Annotated in this window: 15 protein-coding genes and 5 pseudogenes; 13 read left to right on the top strand and 7 right to left on the bottom strand. The window is 61.1% G+C overall.

Features of this window, described 5'->3' with window-relative positions:
* On the bottom strand, nt 1-642 hold the full coding sequence (locus tag ACFQJB_RS01910; RefSeq protein ID WP_379723305.1) for an L-threonylcarbamoyladenylate synthase: 642 nt from the start codon (nt 640-642) through the stop codon (nt 1-3).
* Nucleotides 643-735: 93 nt separating this feature from the next.
* On the opposite strand from ACFQJB_RS01910, the gene ACFQJB_RS01905 reads away from it, so the two are divergent.
* The 3 genes from ACFQJB_RS01905 (at nt 736) to ACFQJB_RS01895 (ending at nt 2,183) form a co-directional block, all read left to right on the top strand.
* Nucleotides 736-1,110: a translation initiation factor IF-5A gene (locus ACFQJB_RS01905; protein WP_120102667.1), complete on the top strand. Its 375-nt coding sequence runs from the start codon at nt 736-738 to the stop codon at nt 1,108-1,110.
* A complete protein-coding gene (gene speB / locus ACFQJB_RS01900) occupies nt 1,110-1,931 on the top strand; it encodes an agmatinase (protein ID WP_379723302.1) in 822 nt (273 codons plus the stop codon). Before ACFQJB_RS01905 ends, speB begins: the two co-directional genes overlap by 1 nt.
* Nucleotides 1,932-2,054: 123 nt before the next feature.
* Complete coding sequence (locus ACFQJB_RS01895; RefSeq protein WP_267899967.1) at nt 2,055-2,183, top strand: hypothetical protein; 129 nt, start codon at nt 2,055-2,057, stop codon at nt 2,181-2,183.
* A 170-nt stretch (nt 2,184-2,353) separates the two neighbouring features.
* Here ACFQJB_RS01895 and ACFQJB_RS01890 read toward each other — a convergent pair.
* Nucleotides 2,354-3,045 (bottom strand): annotated as a pseudogene (locus ACFQJB_RS01890) (metallophosphoesterase family protein).
* A 419-nt stretch (nt 3,046-3,464) separates the two neighbouring features.
* Here ACFQJB_RS01890 and ppk1 point away from each other — a divergent pair.
* The 3 genes and pseudogenes from ppk1 to ACFQJB_RS01875 all read left to right on the top strand — a co-directional run bounded on the left by ppk1 (nt 3,465) and on the right by ACFQJB_RS01875 (nt 7,616).
* Nucleotides 3,465-6,020: pseudogene (gene ppk1 / locus ACFQJB_RS01885) on the top strand (polyphosphate kinase 1).
* Nucleotides 6,021-6,082: 62 nt separating this feature from the next.
* Nucleotides 6,083-6,343, top strand: coding sequence for a hypothetical protein (locus ACFQJB_RS01880; RefSeq protein ID WP_379723299.1), 261 nt, complete (start codon nt 6,083-6,085; stop codon nt 6,341-6,343).
* A 193-nt stretch (nt 6,344-6,536) separates the two neighbouring features.
* Complete coding sequence (locus ACFQJB_RS01875) at nt 6,537-7,616, top strand: PAS domain S-box protein (RefSeq protein WP_379723296.1); 1,080 nt, start codon at nt 6,537-6,539, stop codon at nt 7,614-7,616.
* On the opposite strand, the gene ACFQJB_RS01870 is transcribed toward ACFQJB_RS01875, so the two are convergent.
* Both ACFQJB_RS01870 and ACFQJB_RS01865 read right to left on the bottom strand, forming a co-directional pair.
* A complete protein-coding gene (locus ACFQJB_RS01870) occupies nt 7,617-8,051 on the bottom strand; it encodes a low molecular weight phosphatase family protein (protein WP_379723293.1) in 435 nt (144 codons plus the stop codon).
* 61 nt (nt 8,052-8,112) lie between these two features.
* A complete protein-coding gene (locus ACFQJB_RS01865) occupies nt 8,113-9,111 on the bottom strand; it encodes a PhoU domain-containing protein (protein ID WP_379727926.1) in 999 nt (332 codons plus the stop codon).
* A 428-nt stretch (nt 9,112-9,539) separates the two neighbouring features.
* On the opposite strand from ACFQJB_RS01865, the pseudogene ACFQJB_RS01860 reads away from it, so the two are divergent.
* The 6 genes and pseudogenes from ACFQJB_RS01860 (at nt 9,540) to phoU (ACFQJB_RS01830) (ending at nt 16,813) form a co-directional block, all read left to right on the top strand.
* Nucleotides 9,540-10,663, top strand: a pseudogene (locus tag ACFQJB_RS01860) (PstS family phosphate ABC transporter substrate-binding protein).
* An 84-nt stretch (nt 10,664-10,747) separates the two neighbouring features.
* Nucleotides 10,748-11,869 (top strand): phosphate ABC transporter permease subunit PstC, encoded by a 1,122-nt coding sequence (gene pstC, locus ACFQJB_RS01855; protein ID WP_379723290.1) that lies wholly within the window; start codon nt 10,748-10,750, stop codon nt 11,867-11,869.
* A pseudogene (pstA, locus tag ACFQJB_RS01845) lies at nt 11,866-14,516 on the top strand (phosphate ABC transporter permease PstA). Before pstC ends, pstA begins: the two are co-directional and overlap by 4 nt.
* Complete coding sequence (gene pstB / locus ACFQJB_RS01840; protein WP_379723281.1) at nt 14,509-15,411, top strand: phosphate ABC transporter ATP-binding protein PstB; 903 nt, start codon at nt 14,509-14,511, stop codon at nt 15,409-15,411. Before pstA ends, pstB begins: the two are co-directional and overlap by 8 nt.
* A 6-nt stretch (nt 15,412-15,417) precedes the next feature.
* Nucleotides 15,418-16,097 (top strand): annotated as a pseudogene (gene phoU / locus ACFQJB_RS01835) (phosphate signaling complex protein PhoU).
* A gap of 44 nt (nt 16,098-16,141) precedes the next feature.
* Nucleotides 16,142-16,813 carry a phosphate signaling complex protein PhoU gene (gene phoU / locus ACFQJB_RS01830; RefSeq protein ID WP_379723278.1) on the top strand — a complete coding sequence of 224 codons (672 nt, stop codon included), beginning with the start codon at nt 16,142-16,144 and terminating at the stop codon, nt 16,811-16,813.
* Between the two features lie 49 nt (nt 16,814-16,862).
* On the opposite strand, the gene ACFQJB_RS01825 is transcribed toward phoU (ACFQJB_RS01830), so the two are convergent.
* The gene (locus ACFQJB_RS01825; RefSeq protein WP_379723275.1) at nt 16,863-18,383 is read right to left on the bottom strand and encodes an MATE family efflux transporter; all 1,521 of its coding nucleotides are present in this window, start codon (nt 18,381-18,383) and stop codon (nt 16,863-16,865) included.
* A gap of 203 nt (nt 18,384-18,586) precedes the next feature.
* The gene (locus ACFQJB_RS01820) at nt 18,587-18,832 is read right to left on the bottom strand and encodes a glutaredoxin family protein (RefSeq protein WP_379723272.1); all 246 of its coding nucleotides are present in this window, start codon (nt 18,830-18,832) and stop codon (nt 18,587-18,589) included.
* 416 nt (nt 18,833-19,248) lie between these two features.
* Between ACFQJB_RS01820 and ACFQJB_RS01815 the strand changes: the two genes are divergently transcribed.
* A complete protein-coding gene (locus ACFQJB_RS01815; RefSeq protein ID WP_379723269.1) occupies nt 19,249-19,437 on the top strand; it encodes a hypothetical protein in 189 nt (62 codons plus the stop codon).
* Here ACFQJB_RS01815 and ACFQJB_RS01810 read toward each other — a convergent pair.
* On the bottom strand, nt 19,406-19,873 hold the full coding sequence (locus ACFQJB_RS01810) for an acyl-CoA thioesterase (RefSeq protein ID WP_379723266.1): 468 nt from the start codon (nt 19,871-19,873) through the stop codon (nt 19,406-19,408). The genes ACFQJB_RS01815 and ACFQJB_RS01810 overlap by 32 nt on opposite strands.
* Nucleotides 19,874-19,940: the final 67 nt, after the last annotated feature.

The following is a 19,940-nucleotide window of genomic DNA, read 5'->3' as shown; positions in this document are numbered from 1 at the left end:
TCAGTGCTCAGCGAGCCACACCTCGATCTGGTCGGCCAACGGGCCGCGGCGGTGGATCTCGCCGGTGGCAACGTTGACCACGGTGCTCTCGCCGCCCGGCGTCTCACCGGTGTCGACGACCGCACCGACGGCGTCGGTGATCGACGCCGCAAGCGCGTCGACGCGGCGAACGCTCGGCGTGCCGCTTTCGTTCGCGCTGGTGGCGGTGATCGGGCCAGCGCGGCGGGCTAACTCACGGGCAACGGCGTTGTCTGGGATGCGGATGCCGACGGTCGCTCGGCCGTCGACCAGTACGTCCGGAAACACGCCGTCGCGATCAAGCAGGACGGTCACCGGCCCTGGAAGAAAGCGGTCAATGAACGCTGTCTCGCGGTCGGTCGGCGTGACATACTGGGTGAGCATGTCGCGGTCGGCAACACCGACCGACAGCGGCTTCGATCGGGGGCGACCCTTGATCTCGAAGAGCCGCGCAACCGCATCGGCGTCGGTTGCGTCGGCGCCGAGCCCGTAGACTGTCTCGGTTGGGTAGACGACAGCCGCGCCCTGCTGGATCGCTGTGGCGGCCGCCGCAAGCGCGTCGTCGACAGCGGGGGCGAACGTGTCAGCGTCGGGGGCTGGCTCAGAGCGATCAGCAGGGGCCATACCGCAGGGTCGCCGGGCGGTCGAAAAAGGGTGCTGATCGACCCACCGACGCGTTCCAAACCGTTTATACTGGCTCCTCGAAAACAACGGGGCATGCCACGAGAGCAGAAGCAGGTTCGTGATCTCCAGGAAGGCAGCTACGTGATGATGGATGACGCGCCGTGTAAGATCAACCACTACAGCACGGCCAAACCGGGCAAACACGGGAGTGCGAAGGCCCGCGTCGAAGGCAAGGGCGTCTTCGATGAGAAAAAACGAAGCTTCAGCCAGCCGGTCGACGCGAAGGTTTGGGTGCCGATCATCGAGCGCAAACAGGGCCAGGTCGTCTCGGTGACCGGCGATGACGCCCAAGTGATGGATCTCGACACCTACGAGACGTTCACGATGCGGATTCCGGAAGACGAATCCTTCGAGAGCGACCAGGATATCGAATACCTCGAATACGAGGGCCAGCGAAAGGTCGTGTGATGTTTCCGGGCGCGACCGCCGACCGCGAAGCTGCTTCCTATGTGGTCGTCGGCGCGCCGCTGGATGCGACGACCACGTTCCAACCGGGCACCCGATTCGGGCCCGACGAAATCCGGCGATTTGCTCGTTCCTTCGACGATTACGACCACCAGACAGCCCAGCACTTCACCGAGCGTGGCGTCCATGACGCCGGCAACGTGCGTGCATGGGATGATGTAGCAGAATACGTTGACTACCTCGGCGGCCAACTCCGCGATATCGTCTGGGACGACGCCATCCCACTCGTTCTCGGTGGCGAACACACCGTCACCGTCCCGGCTGTCGAGGCGGTCGATCCCGATGTCTTCGTCTGTCTTGACGCCCATCTCGATCTTCGTGAGGCGTACGATGGCACCGAATGGAGCCACGCTTGTGTGACGAACCATGCCCTTAACACGGCCGAGGAGGCGATCATCATCGGTGCACGCACCGGGTCAGAAGCCGAGTGGGAACGCGCTGCGGAATCCGATGTCACTGTCGTCGAACCCGACGCTGTCAACGATTGGCTGGCCGATCCACCGACGTTCGACGACGAGGCAGTCTATCTGAGCGTCGACATCGACGCTGCCGATCCGGGCTTCGCCCCGGGGACGGGGACGATGGAACCCGGCGGGCTGACGCCGCAGCAGCTACAGGGGCTCGTCAGCGCGGTCGCACCGGCTGCGGCGGGCTTCGACATCGTCGAGGTCAACGACCGCGATGATGGGCAGGCCGCTACGCTGGCGGGCAAACTGCTCCGAACGTTTGTGTATCAGCACGCGGCGGCAAAGGCGACATCGTGAGATCGATAGTAGACGAACAGTACGGCAGCCACGATAGGACGGATCGATAGCGGTCGTCCGTCTGTGGGCGATAGCGTGTGAATCCGACTGCTTTTGCTGTGGGCGACGCAACATTGACTCACAATGTTACCGAGAGGGACACTCGCTGGGGCAGGGCCATTTGAGATCGCGGTTTTTCTTGCAACCGTGACCGCCGTTGCCGGTGTCGTTGCCTACGTGTTGTGGCGGCGTGGCGTCATCCCTGTTGAGTGATCTCCACGCGAAAGCCTCCCGTTTGGGTTTCGGATGACACAATAGCACATGGGTCGATGAAAAACAGCACAGAGCCCTGCGAGTAGTCGATGAGATGAGCGACGAGTACGACGGCAGCCGAGTCGACGATTTGGAAAAACGGGTGCAGTGCGAGCCCAAGTGTACTGCTGTTATTGTGGTGGACTAACCGACGGGCTGATGAACTTCTCGGCCGGTCGCGCTTCGTGGGTTTCCTCGGCGGCGACAGTGATGAGTTCATCATTCCGCCAATCGTAGGCCGTTAGCTGATTGCCGTACACACAGCCGGTATCAAGTCCGACCGCATGCTCGCGGACGATCGGTGCCGAAAGCACCGTGTGGCCGAAAAAGACGCGTTCGGGGCCGTCGTATCGGTCGAACCAAAACGGCGGCTGGTAGCTGGCATCGGGTACCATCGATCGAACAGTCTGGAGGTCGTCGACCGTGTGATCGGCTCGTGGTTTGCGTGGGTCGACGCCGGCGTGGGTAATCAGTGTCTCCGGCAGCGAGATGACCGCCGGTCGGTCAGCGATCCAATCGAGGTCGGCATCGGTGACCGCAGCGACAGTCTTCTCGCCGCGAAGAAGTTTCTCCTCGTTGTTGCCGCGAACCGTCAGCATGTTTGGTGCCGATCGAACAAGATCGACAACCCCTTTGTGTCGGGGCCTTTGCGAACCAGATCGCCAACAAAGATGAGTAGATCCGAGTCGGTGAGTGACAGCCGATCGCAGAGCGTTTCGACGGCCTCGCGGCACCCGTGTGGATCGCCGACGATGTAGATACCATCCCACGCAGCCGGGTCGACGTGTGTGTGTTGGACATCGAACGCGACGGAACGAGCCATATGGCTAGTGAAACCACACTCGCATGTAAACACTGGTAAGAGTCCTCTACAGCACTATATAGTGCGCTGTGACCGACGGCGAGGGCAACGAAGCGGGCCATCGGCGTTGTGACCCGGATAGTTCAGGTGGAGTCCGCCTGCCGGCGACCGACTGTCCGATCACCGATCCGCAGTCGAAGCCACCCGACCGAGTGTATATAGCGCTATTGAAACCATGTATTCTATATATTGAAATGCCATAATTCTGGCGTTCCAAAGGGTTAAAACACCAAAATTCGAAATTCGCCTGTGCCAGTGACACGACGACAGTTGCGCCGGCGTGGATCGGTGGGGACGTTGCGACATGCGTCACACAGAGCAGCCGGGCATCGCAGACGGCGGCCCCGCGATGGTCGACCGGCGATCGGTGGTGGGCTGTCATGACCGACGAGTCAACACAAGCGGGCGATGAGACGAGTACCGACGACGCGACCGCCGACAACGCCAGCAACGAAGCAGCGGCCACGGCCGCGGCGACAGCACCCGACGAGCCAACGGAGGCGGCAGCCGCAGTCGAGGCAGACCTGTCGTCACATGAGTACTATCTGAACCGCGAACTCTCGGAGCTCGCCTTTCAGGAACGGGTGCTGCATGAGGCCGAAGACGACCGCAACCCCCGCTGGAGCGACTCCGATTTCTCGCTTACGTCACCAAAAACATCGACGAGTTCTTTATGAAACGCGTCGGCGGGCTGAAACAGCAGATCGAGGCCGGCGTCACCGAGCCAACAGTCGATGGGCGAACGCCAGCCGAACAGTGGAGCGAGGTGCTTGAGACCGTCCGGCCACTGTTCGATCGCCAAACGCGGGCGTGGGAAACCGAGATCGAACCGGCACTCGCCGAGGCGGGCGTGCGGGTTCGCGACTACGACAGCCTCCCAGCGGAGACGCAGGCAACGCTTCGCGAGGAGTTCCGTGAAACAGTGTTGCCGACGCTGACGCCGCTCACATTCGATCCGGCACACCCGTTTCCATTTATCTCGAATCTCTCGCTATCGCTTGCGGTGTTGACCCGGCGCAACGATGAGGCCGAACCGCAGTTCACGCGGATCAAGGTGCCCGAAAATCACTCGCGGTTGATCGAACTCGACAGTCCGGACGACACCCACGAGTATGTGCTGTTGGAAGACGTGATGGAGGCCAACCTTGACCTCCTGTTGCCGAACGTCGAGATCATCGATGTGTCGACGTTCCGACTGACGCGAAACGCCGAGGTCGGCCGCAACGAGGAGGTCGCCGAGGATCTGATCGAGGTGATCGAAGACGTCGTCGAAAAACGACGGTTTGCGAACGTCGTCCGGCTTGAGGTGACCGACGATATCCCGGCACGAAGCCTCGAACTGCTGACCGAGCAGTTGGATATCGACCCCGAAGAGATCTACTACCGAAGCGGGCCGATCGATTACGAGGATTTCTTCGCCCTCGTCGACATCGACCGCCCGGATCTCAAGCTACCGGCGTGGTCGCCACAGCCCCACCCACGGCTCGGCACCGACGAGCCGATGAACACGGCCGACAACGCGACAGCGATCTTTGAGGCGATCAAAGACGACGACATCCTCGTCCACCACCCCTATCATTCGTTTGAGGACACCGTTCAGCGCTTCCTTGAGACAGCCGCCAGCGACCCCGATGTCCTGCGATCAAGGTCGCCATCTACCGAACCGCCAGTGACTCGAAGGTGATCCAAAGCCTGATCGAAGCCGCCGAAAACGGCAAAGAGGTCGCGGTCATGGTGGAGTTGAAAGCCCGATTCGACGAGCAGAACAACTTAGAGTGGGTGCGTCGCCTCGAAGAGGAAGGGATCCACGTCGCCTACGGCAGTCTCGGGCTCAAAACACACACCAAAACCGCCCTCGTCGTTCGGGAGGAACCTGACGGTGTCCGCACCTACTCACACATCGGCACCGGCAACTACAACTCCGAGACCGCCAAGGGGTATGTCGATCTCGGGATGATGACCGCCGATCCGGAGATCGGCCACGACCTCGTGAAGCTGTTCAATTTCTTTACCGGGCCAACACTCGACGAGGAGTTCAAAAAGCTGCTGGTCGCGCCGGTGACGATGCGAACAGAGTTCACCGAGCTGATTCGCCGAGAACGAGCGTTAGCCGAGGCCGGCGAGGGCGGTCGGATCGTCGCCAAGGTCAACGGGCAGAGGATCCGGATATCGTCGCCGAACTCTATCGGGCAGGGATGGCCGGCGTCGACATCGACCTGATCGTTCGGGATATCTGCCGGCTACGACCGGGGATCGAGGGGATCAGCGAGACGATCACCGTCCACTCGGTTGTCGGGCGGTTTCTCGAACACTCCCGGATCTTCTATTTCGGCAACGGTGACGACCCCGAGTGGTATCTCGGCAGTGCTGACTGGATGACGCGCAACCTTGACAACCGGGTCGAAGCGATCGCGCCGGTGACCGACGACCGGCTTCGCGGGCAACTCCAGTTCATTCTCGAAACGATGCTGTCGGACAATCGCCGGCGATGGCTGCTGCAGGCCGACGGCAGCTACCAGCAGGTTACACCGGATGAGGACGAGGCGGTACGGGATACCCAGTCGCTGTTGATGGAGCAAGCCTACCGGACGGCGACCCAGGACGGCGAATCCGACGCCGACACCGAGCGCTTCATGATCGAACACGGGCCCGGTCGTGTTGGCCACATCATCGATATGCGACCGGCGACCGGCGACGCTGGCACCCGCTGGTCGGTGCGGCCTGGCCTCCCCGGCACGAAGCTGTGTTCGCGTGGGGATCGCCGCAAACACGACACGCGAGTCCCGTTTTCGGAGTTTGCTGCGGCACACGACATCGAGCGACCGCTGTTTGATGCCGAAGCTCCGGATGCGGTCTGTGCGTACTGTTGGGCGGCCGCGGCCGATCACACAGCGCAGCCAGCCGGCAGCGACGACACACCCGATCCGGCTCAATAGTTCAGCGAGGCCTATAGAGCCCTCATAGTCGATTTTACACGGGTGTCGAGCCAGATATAGGTATGAGCGCACAGACCGCCGAACGACACGAACAGTGTACTGTGATCGCCGAATACAACGCCTACGGGGCGATGACGGTGCAGTCCTCTCGCGGAAAGACGTATCAGATCGTCGGTGCCGCAAGCCAGCGGGTTGCCAAGCAGTTGGCCGCGCTGACCCACAACGACGAAACAACCGTCTCGCTTCGGCAGGCTCCCGGCCGCGGCAACACGTGGCATGCGGTCGCTGTCGGCACAGCATCACCGCCTGAACCGCCTCGGTAGTCCAATGACAGGATTCGAAACGCCAACCTCGAAGCTGTGTCGCTGTCACGCCTGCTGACGACTGTACGATGGCTCGGTAAACGGGAGCTGTCCGGCCTGTGGCGACGACTGACGCTACACGCCAAGCCCTATAGACGCCTATATATACCCCATACCTACGCTTATCGTTTCGCGTGCCGTTCACTGAGTTGCCATGTCTAAGGGGCGATCCCCCGCTGATCGGCCGACGCCACAGCTCCCGACTGCGTTCAACGACCTCGACATCGGCATCGCCGTCCACGAGCCGAGGACAGGACGAATTGTCGACGCCAACGACGCATTGGAGCGGCTGTACGGCTATACGACACCCGAGCTGCAAACAAGAGCGATCGCCACGTTCAGTGCCAACACCTACGGCGACGGCCAACAGGCGATCACCCGCCGTCTCCGCGCAACCGCCGAGGGGTGCCCACAGACGTTCGAATGGCGGATCAAACGGAGCGATGGCCAACTTCGCTGGGTCGAGATCACGTTCACTCACTACCCACACAACGGCATCCCATACGTTCTCGCAGAGGTAACCGACATCACCGACTACAAACACAACGACCGGCGGGTGAGTCTGCTGCAGCGCGTGCTTCGGCACAATCTCCGCAACGAGATCAGCGTTGTTGAGGGGTTTGCCGACCAGCTAACCGATCCAGCCCCCACACCGACGATCGACACCTGCGCCGAGAAGATCACCACATCGGCACGAAAGCTCGCCAGGGTCGCCGAATCGATGAAACAGATCGAGGCGACGATTACGAGCGAGGCCGCCACCCGATCGCGCCGATCGGTCAAGACAGCCGTCGGCGATATCGCCGACGACGTTCGGGCGGCGTACCCGGCGGCAACGATCAATGTGATCGAAACAACGCCGTTGTGGATTGAAATCGACGAGGCATTCGGGTATGCGATCAGACACGCCCTCGAAAACGGCGTCGAACACGCCGAGTGTGCCGCGCCGACCGTTCGCGTCGAGATCGACGAATCACCGAACACCGGGCGAGTTGAGATCCGCATCGATGACGAGAATCCGCCGATCCCGCCGATGGAGCTCTGTGCGCTCGACGATCACCAAGCGACGACACCGACCTGCCATGGCTCCGGCTGTGGGCTGTTCGTGATGAAGTGGTGTCTCGAATCCCTTGGCGGCGAGTTGCGGATCGAGCCGGCGAATGATCGTGGCAACTCGGTGTACGTCTATCTCCCACCACAATCGCCACCCGAGGGCGACGTGACCTACTCGTAGCTACTGGTCGTCGAGAAATTCATCGAAAAGGTTGCTGACGCGCTCTTCGATCTCATCGCGGATCGCCCGAACGGCGTCGAGATCCTGCCCGTCGGGATCGTCGAGTGCCCAGTCACGTACCTCGACGCTGTCGGCATCGAGTTCGAGCGTCGAACAGCCCATCGTGGCGACAACATCACAGGCGTTCAGCGTCTCGGTCGAAACCTCCCGCGGCGTCCGGTCGGAGAGGTCGATCCCGAGTTCGTCCATCACGGTGACGACCTCTTCGTGGACGTGATCGGCCGGGTGTGTGCCGCCGGTGACGATCTGGACGCGGTCATCGAGGCCGCGGCGCTCGACTTCACGTTCGGCGAAGGCCGTCGACATCTGGCTGCGGCCGGCGTTTTGCACACAGACGAACCCGAACTGGAACGTCTCAGCAGCAGTTTCGGACATACCCGCTTGTGGGGGCCAGCCAGTATGAAGATTGATATGTGAACTATATAGTGGTCAGTAGTTACGGCGACGGGGCGGCTTTCTGGAGGGCGGTTTCGGCGATGTTGCCGCCGTAGTCGGCGGTTCGGGAGACCGAATCGACGATGAGGCCGACGAGTTGGGCGTGGGCTGGATCAAGCTCCCGCAGCAACTCGTCGATCCCACGAGCGGTTTGGTCGATCTCACGCACCTGCTCGCGGACATCATTGGCGAGGCGGGTCGCCTCCTCGCTGTCATCGGTAAACAGCGCGTCCATGCCGCCGTCGATGACGGAAACAACCTCCTCGTGGAGCTCTTCGATGGCGACGACGACATCCTCGGGTACCTCTTGGTCGATCTCTAAGGTTAGGTGGGCGATCTTCGTTGCGTGGTCACCGATGCGTTCCAGTTGGCGGGCACTCGAATGGTAGTCGAAACAGACCTCCCGCGGGAGGCCAAGTTCCTCGCTGGCTTTCGGGGTTCGGAGCGTCGCCCGGAAGATACGGGAGACGACCATCCAGAGGCGATCAACGTCGTCGTCGCGTTGGATCACATCGTGGGCGAGATCGCGGTCGAGATCACGGAGCGCGAGCAGCGCGTCTTCCAGCATTGAGGCGGCGATCAGGCGCATCCGGGTGACAGCGTTGTGGATCGATAGCTCCGAAGAGTCCAACAGATCGCGGATGACGATCTCGTCTTTCGTCTCCTCTAACACCTCAAGACCGACGAGGCTCTGGGTTGCCTCGCGGATCATCCCGCGTTGGTCGTTGGTGATCCGACCGCTTTCGAGGATGATCACGTCGAAGCCGCTGACGTACATCGTCATCACCGCCCGGACCAACTCCGTGCCTTCGAGATTGGTGATGTCCAACGTGCCCTCGGTTTGGTCGTCGCCGCCCACCGGCGTCATGAACAGCGAGTCACCCTCAGGGTAAAACTCGACGGTGCTGCCCGCGCTCACGTCGTTGTCGTTCGCCCACGTTTTTGGGATCGAGACTGTGTACGTCGAGCCGCCGGTCACCTGGACTTTCCGCGTCTCCATATTCATGTCATAGTGTGTGGAACTGGCTAATAAATCCATTCATATATTTATATCTATGCCGCACAACATACTCTTAAAATCGCCGTCTCAGCCGCGTTTATCGTCGATATAGTCTCTAAACCATCTAATAGCTACAAGTGATAAACAGTACCGCATATAGATTATATACTGATAGCAACCGATCCAGATATCGGCGTCACACGAACAGTGGCACCACCACAGCACGAAAAGCGGAGACCATACTGACTCTCTTTTGCGAGTTCACGGCGCAGCGCAAACACTAGCTGGTGGAACCCCCGGCGATGAGCACCGATACCGGCGATATACATATGTATGTCGTAAAATAGTATATAGACTATATACTAGAAAGTAGTAATGCATAGGTCTATTAGCACACTTTTTATTATCGGTTGCACCACGGATATGTGATGGCATCTAACCAGACGGGAGAGAAACGGCGAATTACACGGAGAGCAACACTCGCAGGAATCGCTGGTGCCGGGACGGTCGCTGTTGCTGGCTGTTCCAGCAGCACCGGCGGCGGCAGCGGCGATGAAAGCGGTGGCGACACCGAAAGCGGCGATGGCAGCAGCGGATCCGCAACCACGAGTCCGCTCGAATCCGGTGGCTCCTCAACGGTGTATCCGATCGCCAACTCGGCCGCCTCCTACTGGAACGCCAACCGGCCAGCATCCGATTCGGAGTACTGGCCCCAGGGCGAGTACGGCTATGATACCGACAAAAACCTCGCTGACTACTGGGCTGGCCTCTATGGCTTCGAGCCGGGCGACGACGGTGATGCCCCATTCCAGTTTACCGTTGGCCTCTCACACTCCGGTACGGGTGTCGAGAAGGTTCGAGACGGGAAAAACGACATCGGCAACTCCTCAGGCAATGTTGAGGACGAGCTCCCGGATCGAGACTCATACGAGAGCTTCGCCGACCACGTTGTCGGCGTCGACGGCCAGCCGCTCGTTGTCTCCCAAGAGATCGCCGACGCCGGACTCGAACAGATCACCGGCGACCAGCTCAAGGATCTGTACAAAGGCCGGATCAGCAACTGGCAGGAGATCAACAGCGACCTTCCAGACCGAGAGGTACAGGTACTTGCTCGCGTGAAAGGCTCCGGTACGCGAACCTCCTTCGTCTCAAACGTCTTCGGCAACCCCGAGGAGGATACCACCGTCGCCAACCGCTACGGCCAAAACCAGCGCCTCGCCTCGGCGATCGCCGAAGCGGACAACGCGATCAGCTACCTCGCGTTGGCGTTTATCGACACCGACGGACTCGCACCGATCGCCCAGAGTGGGAAGGCACGACCTACGAGTATCAGGCCTCGGAGAACGGTCTAGATGCCACGGAGTACCCGCTGTCGCGTGACCTCCACATGTACACGTGGGAAGGCACCTCAAAGAAAGAGGCCGCTGTGCTCAACATGATTCTCTCTGACTTTGGACAGGACACCTTTGTTGGCCCGAACAACTACTTCAAGCTCAGCGACGCACGGCGTGAGGAAGAGCGCAACAAGCTGCCGGATCAGACACCGGTATAAACCCCCGGCCTCACAGCGTCGAGTCGCCTCCGACAATCGAAAAGGCAAAACCACCTCACACCCGTTTATTCCGTTACCAACCGCATGTTACACCAAGTCTGGGTTGACGTACAACACACACTGTTTGGAACCGATGAGGCTGAAGGATCACGGCTCGCGGTTGGCGCGTCGGCAGGCATGTTGTTGGCGACGATCGGTGCGTTCCTGTTTGCACCAGCCGTCGCTCTCCCTGTCTTAGCTGGCTTCGTTATCATCACCGCGATCGGCTGGATAACACACCAGGGCGCGATCGCACGCTTGCTGACGCTGTTTGCGACCGTGCTGACCGTCCTCACCGTGTTTCTCATCACCGTCTTCTTGTTCGTAAGTGCGTTGCCGGCGTTCACCGAGCACGGAAGCGGCCTGCTGCTTGTCCCCGTTGAGAATGGTGAGCCACGCTGGTTCTTCTGGCTCGAAGCCGTGCTACCGACCGGCGAAACGTTTTGGAACCCACTCAGCGGTGCCTACTCGCTGATTCCCGCGATATGGGCGACGGTGATCGTCACCTTCATCGCCGGTGCGGTCGCCATCCCGCTTGGGCTCTTCGGCGCACTGTTTATCGCTGAGGTTGCCGACGATCGGCTCAGAGGGATCATCAAACCCGGCGTCGAGGTGTTGGCCGGAATCCCGTCGATCGTCTACGGCTTCATCGGGTTTGCGGTGCTCAACAGCTTTATTCAGGATTCATTTCTCGATGATGGCGCGAGTTTCCTGATCGCCGGCATCGTCGTCGGGATCATGGCGTTGCCGACGATCGTTTCCGTCGGCGAGGATGCCCTCTCATCGGTGCCGGATGCGATGGGTGATGGGGCGGTTGCGATGGGCGCGACCGAATGGCAAAAAATGAAAAGTATCTCGATCCCCGCGGCGTTTTCGGGTATCTCTGCGGCGGTCATTCTTGGCTTGGGCCGGGCGATCGGTGAGACGATGGCGGTCGCGGCGATCATGGCCGCCGGGGTCGACTTTGCGAACCCGCTGTTCGATGTCTTCGACGCAAGCGCGACACTGACGAGTCTGATCGCGGTCAACTACGGCAGTGCCTCAGAGAGCACACTCGATGTGTTGTTCGTCGCTGGGGTGATGCTGTTTGTGATCGTCGCCGGGATGAGCATCGTCTCACAGTATATTGAACGACAGATGAAACAGAAACTCAAGGGCCAATCATGAGCGAGGCATACGCACACGATACCGCACTAGTCAGCGAGGGCTCAACCAGCTACGACCGCTTTGTTGACGGGGCGATCGCACTCAGCATCGTCGCCTTCGCAACAACCCTGGTGGCACTCGTCGGCTCGTCCCGCTGGGAACAGCCGGGGCGGCACTCGGCAACTACTTTCTGACACTCTTTGCGGCCGTGAGTGGTGGGGTCGGCCTGACGGCCGGCGCGTCGTGGGCCAACGTTGTCACGGTCACCTCACAGCGCGTTCGCGGCGTCGCCGGCGGGTTACTCGTCACGACAGGGCTGTTGACAGCGGTGGCCTATCTGACCACTGTCACACTGGCAACCCTCCTTGGATTCGTACTCATCGGCCAAGCACTCATTATCGGCGGGGCTGGCATCAGCTCACGACTGGATATTATCGACACCGAGCCCGACGCCAGTGCTGGCTTACTCGCCGGCGGGGCGTTCGCCGTTATCGGGGCCGCGATCGGCGGCGCCCTCGGCGGGACGATAGTCGGCTTTGACTCGATCGCATGGCTGGTGTTTCCGGTTGTCGTCGGTGCCGGACTCGCAACGCTCACCATTGTCCCGCGTGAGGATCTCGGCTCGACGATTCCGGTCGGGCTCGTCGTTGGCACCCTCGGCGTCGTCGTGGCGACGGCAGCCATCGGGATCGGCTGGCAGTGGAACCCAGAAACGCTCGACGGCGGGTTTACCGGCGGCGTGGTCATCCCGCTTTTCGCCGCGTTTGGGGCGCTCGTCTCCGCGTGGGCAGCGGCCAAATGCCGGGCCGGGTTTGGCGCGCCGGGGCGAGAGTACGGCGCGTTTCTGATCATCAATCTCAACGCCCTGCTGATGGTCGTAACGATGGTTTCGATTGTGTTGTTTGTCCTGACGCGCGGGGCCGCCTACGCGACCCGCGGCCTGACGGCGAGTGCGCTCACCGTCTTGGTGCTGTTGGTACCCCTGTTGGCGCTTGCCACGGAGTTTGCTCGCAGCCGGGTCGGCGGCGGCGAGTGGAACCGGACGGTTCGGCTGGTGACCCAGATCGCCCCGCTTGCGATCCTCGGGGCGGTGGCGGCGGTGATCACCACCGTGCTCATCACCGGCAATCCGATCGAATACGGGTTCAGCTACGAGATCCTCCAAAATCGGAATCTCATCCCGAGAGAAACCGCGATCACGATCACCCCGAACCCAGAGGTCGGTGCGGTGATTCTCGCGGTCGTGGCGTCGATCATGTGGATCGCGCTCTTCCGGAACTACGGATCGCTTCGCAATGTCGGTGCTGCGTTCCCCCGTGCCGAATCAGCCCGACAGCTCGTTCCGATCGCGGTCGCAGGGATGGCCGTGCTCATCGGGGGCGTCCTTCTTGTCGGGCCGACGCCAGCTGGCATCCCGCTGGGATCGGTCGTCGGCGTCGGCGTTGTCGCGGCCGGCACGCTTGCGGCACTCGGCCTCGCTGCGTTGCCCATTGCTGGTGTGGCGACCAGCAGCGGACCGATCGCCGACCGAACGCAGGCCAGCGCGCCGCTGTTTACGCTGGGTGTCTTCGGTGGGCTCGCCGTGTTGACAGCGGCGCTCCTCCTCCAGCCGGTCACCGGGCACACACCTGGCATCGCCGGAGTTGATATCGTCGCGGTGGGCGCGCTGTGTGCGACCCTCGCGTGTGGGCTTGCGGCCGGTGTGAGTGCGTACGCGCGGCGTACCACAGCCGAGACGCTCCAGGATCGACTGCTCGGGGAAGAAACGATCCTCGGACTTACCGGGGCAGCAGGCTTCATCGCCCTGCTTGGCCTGCATGTACTCGCCACCGGTTCCGGGTTCACGGTGCTTGGCGTTTCGGTGACAACCGAGGGGACGCTCTCGTGGCCGATGATCCTCCAGCCATACATCCCGCTGGGAGCGGAACCCGGTGGGATTATGCCGGCCGTCGTCGGCACCGTCTGGCTTGTGGTCGGCGCGACGCTGTTTGCCGTCCCGCTGGGGATCGGCGCGGCGGTGTTCCTTACGGAGTACGCCGAACAGGGCCGGTTCACCGCGGTTGTCGAGATTGCCACGAATGCCCTGTGGAGTACGCCGAGTATTGTCTTCGGGCTGTTTGGGGCCGCGTTCATCATCCCCCGTCTCGGCGGGAATGAGTCGCTGCTGGCCGGGATGTTGGTGTTAGGATTTATGTTGTTGCCGTTGGTCTTGATCACTAGCCGAGAATCAATCAAGGCTGTACCCGACGAGTATCGTGATGCGAGTGCGGCCCTCGGTGTCTCCCAATGGGAAACAATCAAAAGCGTCGTCCTACCAGCAGCGATGCCAGGGGTGATCACCGGCGGGATCCTTGGGATCGGCCGGATCGCTGGCGAAACCGCGCCGCTGATCCTCGTGTTGGGCTCGACGCTGAACGCCACCGAATCGGTGAACGTGCTGCAAGGATTCCAGTTTGTGGCCGAACCACCGTTTATCGTCAACGATCAGTTGCTCGCCGCATCGGCGTCGCTGCCAACGCAGGTTTGGGCCGTGATCGCCGCCGGGGTGTCGGGCTCACCACAGATGGGCTGGGCCTCGGCAGCGGTTCTCCTCTCGGTTGTCCTCACATTCTATGCCATCGGTATTACCGCACGAACCTACTTCAGGAGGAAGCTAAACTATGAGTGAAACAGACATGACTCCGGACACTGGGAGCACAGCAACAACAACGACAGCCGGCGAAAGTGAGGAGGAAGCACGCGCGGCGTGGACAGACTACCACGCGGCTGGTGAGACAAAGCTCTCAGTGGAAGATATCAACGTGTGGTACGGCGATGATCACGCGCTCAAGAACGTGTCGATGGATATCCCCGAGGAGTCGGTGACGGCACTGATCGGCCCCTCCGGCTGTGGGAAATCAACGTTCCTCCGCTGTCTGAACCGGATGAACGACCGGATCAAGGCCGCCCGCGTCGAGGGCTCCGTCGAGGTCGACGGCACCGAGATCTACCATCCGGACGCCAACCTTGTCGAGTTGCGCAAGCGGATCGGGATGGTCTTTCAGTCACCGAACCCGTTCCCGAAGTCGATTCGTGAGAACATCTCCTATGGGCCACGAAAACACGGGGAGATCGAGAAGGGGCTGCTCGCCCGGCTGTTCGGCCGCGACGACACCGAAGCCGAAAATGAGCTTGTCGAACGCGCGCTCAAACAGGCTGCCCTGTGGGATGAGGTCAGCGACCGCCTCGATGACAACGCTCTCGGGCTCTCGGGTGGCCAACAACAGCGACTCTGTATCGCTCGCTGTCTGGCGGTCGATCCCGACGTGATCCTGATGGACGAGCCAGCGTCCGCACTTGACCCGATCGCTACCTCGAAGATCGAGGATCTCGTCGAGGAGCTCGCCAAGGACTACACCGTGGTCATCGTCACCCACAACATGCAGCAGGCCGCCCGCATCTCCGATCAGACCGCGGTGTTCCTCACCGGCGGGGAGCTCATCGAATACGACGACACCGAGAAGATCTTCGAAAATCCAGAGAGTCAACGCGTCGAGGACTACATCACCGGCAAGTTTGGATAACCCGTGATGTCGCGGAACCAGTACGACGAACGGCTCACCACCCTTCGCACCGACGTTGTCCTGCTGGCCGAAACCGTACTGGAGCGATACGAGGACGCCGTTGACGCGATGACAGCCGGCGACACCCGGCGAGCCGACCAGATTATCCGACAGGACGACGAGATCAACAGTCGCTATCTTGCACTTGAACAGGAGTGTACAACGCTGATCGCCCGTCGACAACCCGTTGCCAGCGAGCTCCGATTGGTGACCGCCTCATTCAAGATCCTCACTGACCTCGAACGCATCGCCGACCTCGCGGTGAATCTCGCTGGCCGAACGGCGTATGGTACCACCGAACTCCACGACGCGATCGATATCCGAACGCTCGGGATGACGGCCGGCGAGATGGTTGCCACAGCCGTCGAGGCCTACGAAGCCGAAACCAGCGACGCCTGCCGGTCGGTCGCCGCAACTGACGAGGAGCTGATGCGGATTGTGAGACAGCCAACAGACAGCTCATTCGAGAGCTCATCGCCGAACGGGCGGCTGACGGCCACGACGAGCGAGAACTGGCGGCCACGGTCGATCGGACAACACGGGCGCTGCTCACCGTCCGCGATATCGAGCGCGTCGGCGACCACGCGGTCAACATCGCCGCCCGGACGCTGTATATGATCGACAGCGATGCCGAACTGCTGTACTGAAATCGAGAGAAAATCCTTTCCCGTCAGCACCCGCCCTTGCTGGTATGCCACGCAATGAGTATCAATCACAACTCGCGGAACTCCGTGAGGATGTGGTCGCAATGAGCGAAACCGTCGCTGATCGACTGGAGATGGGGCTGACCGCGCTGGAAACAAACGATAAAGACCTCGCCCGGACGGTGATCGAGGGCGACGACGAGATCAATCAACTGTATCTGGATCTCGAACAGCAGTGTACGGATCTGATCGCCCTCCAGCAGCCGGTTGCGGGCGACCTCAGATTTATCGCCGCCTCGTTTAAGATCATCACCGACCTCGAACGCATCGCTGATCTCGCAACCAATCTCGGAGAGTACGCTGAAGCCGCCGATGACGACGTCTTCCCCAGTGTCGACATTCAGGGGCTCGGCGAGGTGACACTGGAGATGTTGGCGGACTCAATGGCCGCCTACGCCGACGAGGATCGGGAGCTGTGTTATGCGGTCAACGACCGTGATGACGAGCTTGACACGGAGTGTGAGATCGCCAGCGACACCGTCGTCCGCGAGCTGATCGAAGGCGAAGAGATGGCCGACGAGGAGATCGAGACGTTCATGGAAGATGTCTCGCGGCTCCTGTTGACGATCCGGGATCTCGAACGCATCGGCGACCACACCGTCAACATCGCCGCCCGCGCGCTGTATATGATCGACAACAACGATGAGTTGATCTACTGATCGCTATCCCAACCCCGTTACCACCTGCGACCCAACAGCCACGATTTTCTTAGTCGGTCTCAGAAGTCGTTTCTGACGGCGAGGCAGCCGATGCCGTCGCTGTCGCGGACGAATCCGCCCCACTTTCGTCGACAACGCGACCCGTCCACGTGCCACGCAGGAAGTACGCGCCAACCGCCGCCGCCATCAGCACGTTCGAGGCCGCTTCGCCGTACCAGATGCCACTCGCTCCCCACCCAAACGGCACCGCCAAGACGTAGGCGATCAGCGACCGGAGCACGATGTAGCCGAGAAACGCGAACAAGAGTGCCAGCCGAGTACGGCCGCTGCCGCGGAAGCCGCCCTGAATCACATAGAAGACGCCAAGGAAGACATAGGTGGCGCCGACAACCCGGAGATACTCCGCCCCAACAGCGATCACCGTCGTCGAGCCGGTGCCCGTCACGAAGATGTCGATAACAGCGCCGGCAAAGACGTAGACCACCACGCTGAGAACCGCGAAGGCGGCGACGACGAGACCAAGCGCGGCCCGGACGCCGTCGATCGCGCGGTCGCGCTGATTCGCGCCGAGATTCTGGCCGACGACCGTTTCGACACCGCGGGCCAAGCCAAGTGCTGGCAGGACGACCATCGAGGTGACCCGTGTCCCGATCCCGTAGGCGGCGACGGCCTCAACGCTCGTGATCGCCACCAGCGCGGTGAGGATCGTCACACTGAGGGCCTTCGTGCTGACCTCAAGGCTGGCCGGGACGCCGATCCGAAACAGCTTCCTGATCGTCTCACGCTCCGGGAGGAAATCGGTACGGACGAGTTCGATGCCGACCCGCCCGGAGAGCAGCAGCCAGATCCCGATAACCGCGCCGATCCCGCGGGTGAGAATCGTGGCGATAGCCGCTCCCTGGACGCCAAAGCCGGTGAAGCCGGTCAGCCCAAACAGCGTCGCTTCCAGCGATTCGAGGCCAACCCACGCAAACAGGACATTGTCCTGAAAGCCGAGGATGAAAAACGGGTCGGCGATGACGTTGAGCCCGACGCCGAGGGCCATCAGATACAGCGGCGTGCGGGTATCGCCCCACCCTTGCAGCAGCGATTGGAAGACGAAGAAGCTGAAGACAAACGGGATGCCGAGAAACATCGTTCGGGTGTAGTCGACAGCCATCGCGTACTCAGTTGTCCCCGGCACCGCCCCGACCAACCCCAAGAGCGTGGGTGCCAGGAGGTAGCCAAGTACCGAGAAGAGGATCGAGACAGCGACGACAAGCGAGATCGTCTGGCCGGCGACATGGCCGACGCGGTCGGTGTTGCCCGCACCCTTGTTTTGGGCGACCAACACCGTCCCCGCGATCGAAAAGCCAAGCGAGAGGCTAATTACCAGAAAGACGATCGCCCACGAAAACGACAGCGCCGACACCGCCGGCTGGCCAAGACGGCCGACCCAGAAGGTATCCGCGAGATTGTAGCCGACCTGGAGGAGGTTCGTGAGCACGATCGGCAACGACAGGATGACCAACGGCTTCAGCAGCGCGCCGTCGGTGACATTGACAGCTCGATCGCGTCCCGACTGACTCATCGATCACCCGTCTGTGTCTGCCCAGCGGCGACGCTATCCGAGGGTGGAGATAGAAGCGATGCTCCCAACGCGGCCGACCAGGGTGGCCGCACATGGCTATCGGTGGGAGGGGCTCGCGGCGAACGCACCATACCCACATTTAGGGCGGTAGACGGTTACCGGTTCCGCTCGGCCGGTCGGGGGCTCTCGCGGCGGTAACGAAGTTAGTTGTAGTGTTCTTTGAGATACGAAGAAATATCACCGCTGTCGGCGATGTAGCCGTCCGGAAGCTCATCGTCGACGAGGGCAGGAATGCCGCGCTGGCCGGTCGCCGCTTCCAGCTCGTTGCGGTCATCCTTGTCATCCGGGACGACGATCTCCTCGTAGTCGACGGACAGCACATCCAGGACGCGGCGGACACGTTTCGAGTACGGACAGTCTGGCCGATCGTAAAGGGTGAACTCTGCCATGATCCGTGATTCGGCTGAATGAATCTTATACGTACCCCGGCTGTGTGTCGAACTCGCATAACCGAGATGGGACAGCTGCGTGACATCTGTCTGACTGGTATTCATATGCATGCGTTTGCAGAACTACACCGAACAATGCCAAGTCACACACCCGATCAGTCACCGGAGTCAGTCACCGAGGCTGACGAGCAGATAAAGGCCGTTATCGACCAAGCCTGGGACGCGCTGTGAGTGGGCTGCTGGGCGACAGTCGATGTCGCTGTGGTGGGTAGCTGTCGGCTACGCGAGCGTGTGAGTAGCCGAGTCACAAGCAATCTCGCTGTGGCAAAACAAGCGATACGGGCGTTCAGAACCGTGATACTAGCTGAACAATCATCGCAAACAGGGTTATAGCCGTTGAACGCCTACCGTCCACTATGAACCAAGCGCCCTCTACGAAGCAAGCGACGGTCGAACAGAAGACCGTCTTATTCTGTCACGGCTGTGAGTATCACGCCCCACCGACCGGCCGCTGGATTGTCCACGAGAAAACCGACTGTGACGTATATGAGTGTCCGCGCTGTGGCGAAACCCTCACCATCCGCGATCGGATGGAACGCAGTTAGCGTCGGCCCACTCGCGGGCATCCTGTCGTAACTCCTTGTCGCGGGCTGATTCGACCTGTAACTCCGGCACCGTCGTCGGTGAGCCATCATCGCCGATCGCCACAAAGACAAAGACACTTGTCGTGGTGAGCTCCCGCTGGCCGGTACAGGGATCCTCACGGAACGCTCGGAGTCGCACCTTGATACTCGTCGTCCCGTGATCGAAGACGTAGGCCTCGACGACCGCGGTATCGCCCTCGGGGATCGGCCGCTCGAAGTTCATCTGGTTGATACTGGCGGTGACACAGGTCTCGCCAGCGAACCGCATCGCCGACAGCGCGCCGGCCTGATCCATCCATTTCATCACGTTGCCACCGTGGGCCGTCTCGTAGTTGTTGGTGTGATTCGGCTGGATGCGGTGGCGGTTCTCGATGTAGGTATCCTCGATTGTTGGCATACACACAATGGGGAAGCCGGACGGAAAAACAGTGGCTCCCCCGAAAGCGCCGACGAGAGAACGGTGA

The organism is Halonotius sp. GCM10025705, from assembly GCF_042662885.1.
In the GTDB taxonomy this organism is placed as follows: domain Archaea; phylum Halobacteriota; class Halobacteria; order Halobacteriales; family Haloferacaceae; genus Halonotius; species Halonotius aquaticus.
This window is presented reverse-complemented; position numbering and strand designations above follow the sequence as displayed.

What these genes read in the sequence shown, in the direction of transcription:
- ACFQJB_RS01825 (WP_379723275.1), bottom strand. Translation starts at nt 18,383, where the DNA reads ATGAGTCAGTCGGGACGCGATCGAGCTGTCAATGTCACCGACGGCGCG.
- ACFQJB_RS01870 (WP_379723293.1), bottom strand. Translation starts at nt 8,051, where the DNA reads ATGTCCGAAACTGCTGCTGAGACGTTCCAGTTCGGGTTCGTCTGTGTG.
- ACFQJB_RS01875 (WP_379723296.1), top strand. Translation starts at nt 6,537, where the DNA reads ATGTCTAAGGGGCGATCCCCCGCTGATCGGCCGACGCCACAGCTCCCG.
- ACFQJB_RS01880 (WP_379723299.1), top strand. Translation starts at nt 6,083, where the DNA reads ATGAGCGCACAGACCGCCGAACGACACGAACAGTGTACTGTGATCGCC.
- ACFQJB_RS01820 (WP_379723272.1), bottom strand. Translation starts at nt 18,832, where the DNA reads ATGGCAGAGTTCACCCTTTACGATCGGCCAGACTGTCCGTACTCGAAA.
- ACFQJB_RS01865 (WP_379727926.1), bottom strand. Translation starts at nt 9,111, where the DNA reads ATGGAGACGCGGAAAGTCCAGGTGACCGGCGGCTCGACGTACACAGTC.
- pstC (WP_379723290.1), top strand. Translation starts at nt 10,748, where the DNA reads ATGTTACACCAAGTCTGGGTTGACGTACAACACACACTGTTTGGAACC.
- ACFQJB_RS01815 (WP_379723269.1), top strand. Translation starts at nt 19,249, where the DNA reads ATGAACCAAGCGCCCTCTACGAAGCAAGCGACGGTCGAACAGAAGACC.
- pstB (WP_379723281.1), top strand. Translation starts at nt 14,509, where the DNA reads ATGAGTGAAACAGACATGACTCCGGACACTGGGAGCACAGCAACAACA.
- ACFQJB_RS01810 (WP_379723266.1), bottom strand. Translation starts at nt 19,873, where the DNA reads ATGCCAACAATCGAGGATACCTACATCGAGAACCGCCACCGCATCCAG.
- ACFQJB_RS01905 (WP_120102667.1), top strand. Translation starts at nt 736, where the DNA reads ATGCCACGAGAGCAGAAGCAGGTTCGTGATCTCCAGGAAGGCAGCTAC.
- ACFQJB_RS01910 (WP_379723305.1), bottom strand. Translation starts at nt 642, where the DNA reads ATGGCCCCTGCTGATCGCTCTGAGCCAGCCCCCGACGCTGACACGTTC.
- ACFQJB_RS01895 (WP_267899967.1), top strand. Translation starts at nt 2,055, where the DNA reads ATGTTACCGAGAGGGACACTCGCTGGGGCAGGGCCATTTGAGATCGCG.
- speB (WP_379723302.1), top strand. Translation starts at nt 1,110, where the DNA reads ATGTTTCCGGGCGCGACCGCCGACCGCGAAGCTGCTTCCTATGTGGTC.
- phoU (WP_379723278.1), top strand. Translation starts at nt 16,142, where the DNA reads ATGCCACGCAATGAGTATCAATCACAACTCGCGGAACTCCGTGAGGAT.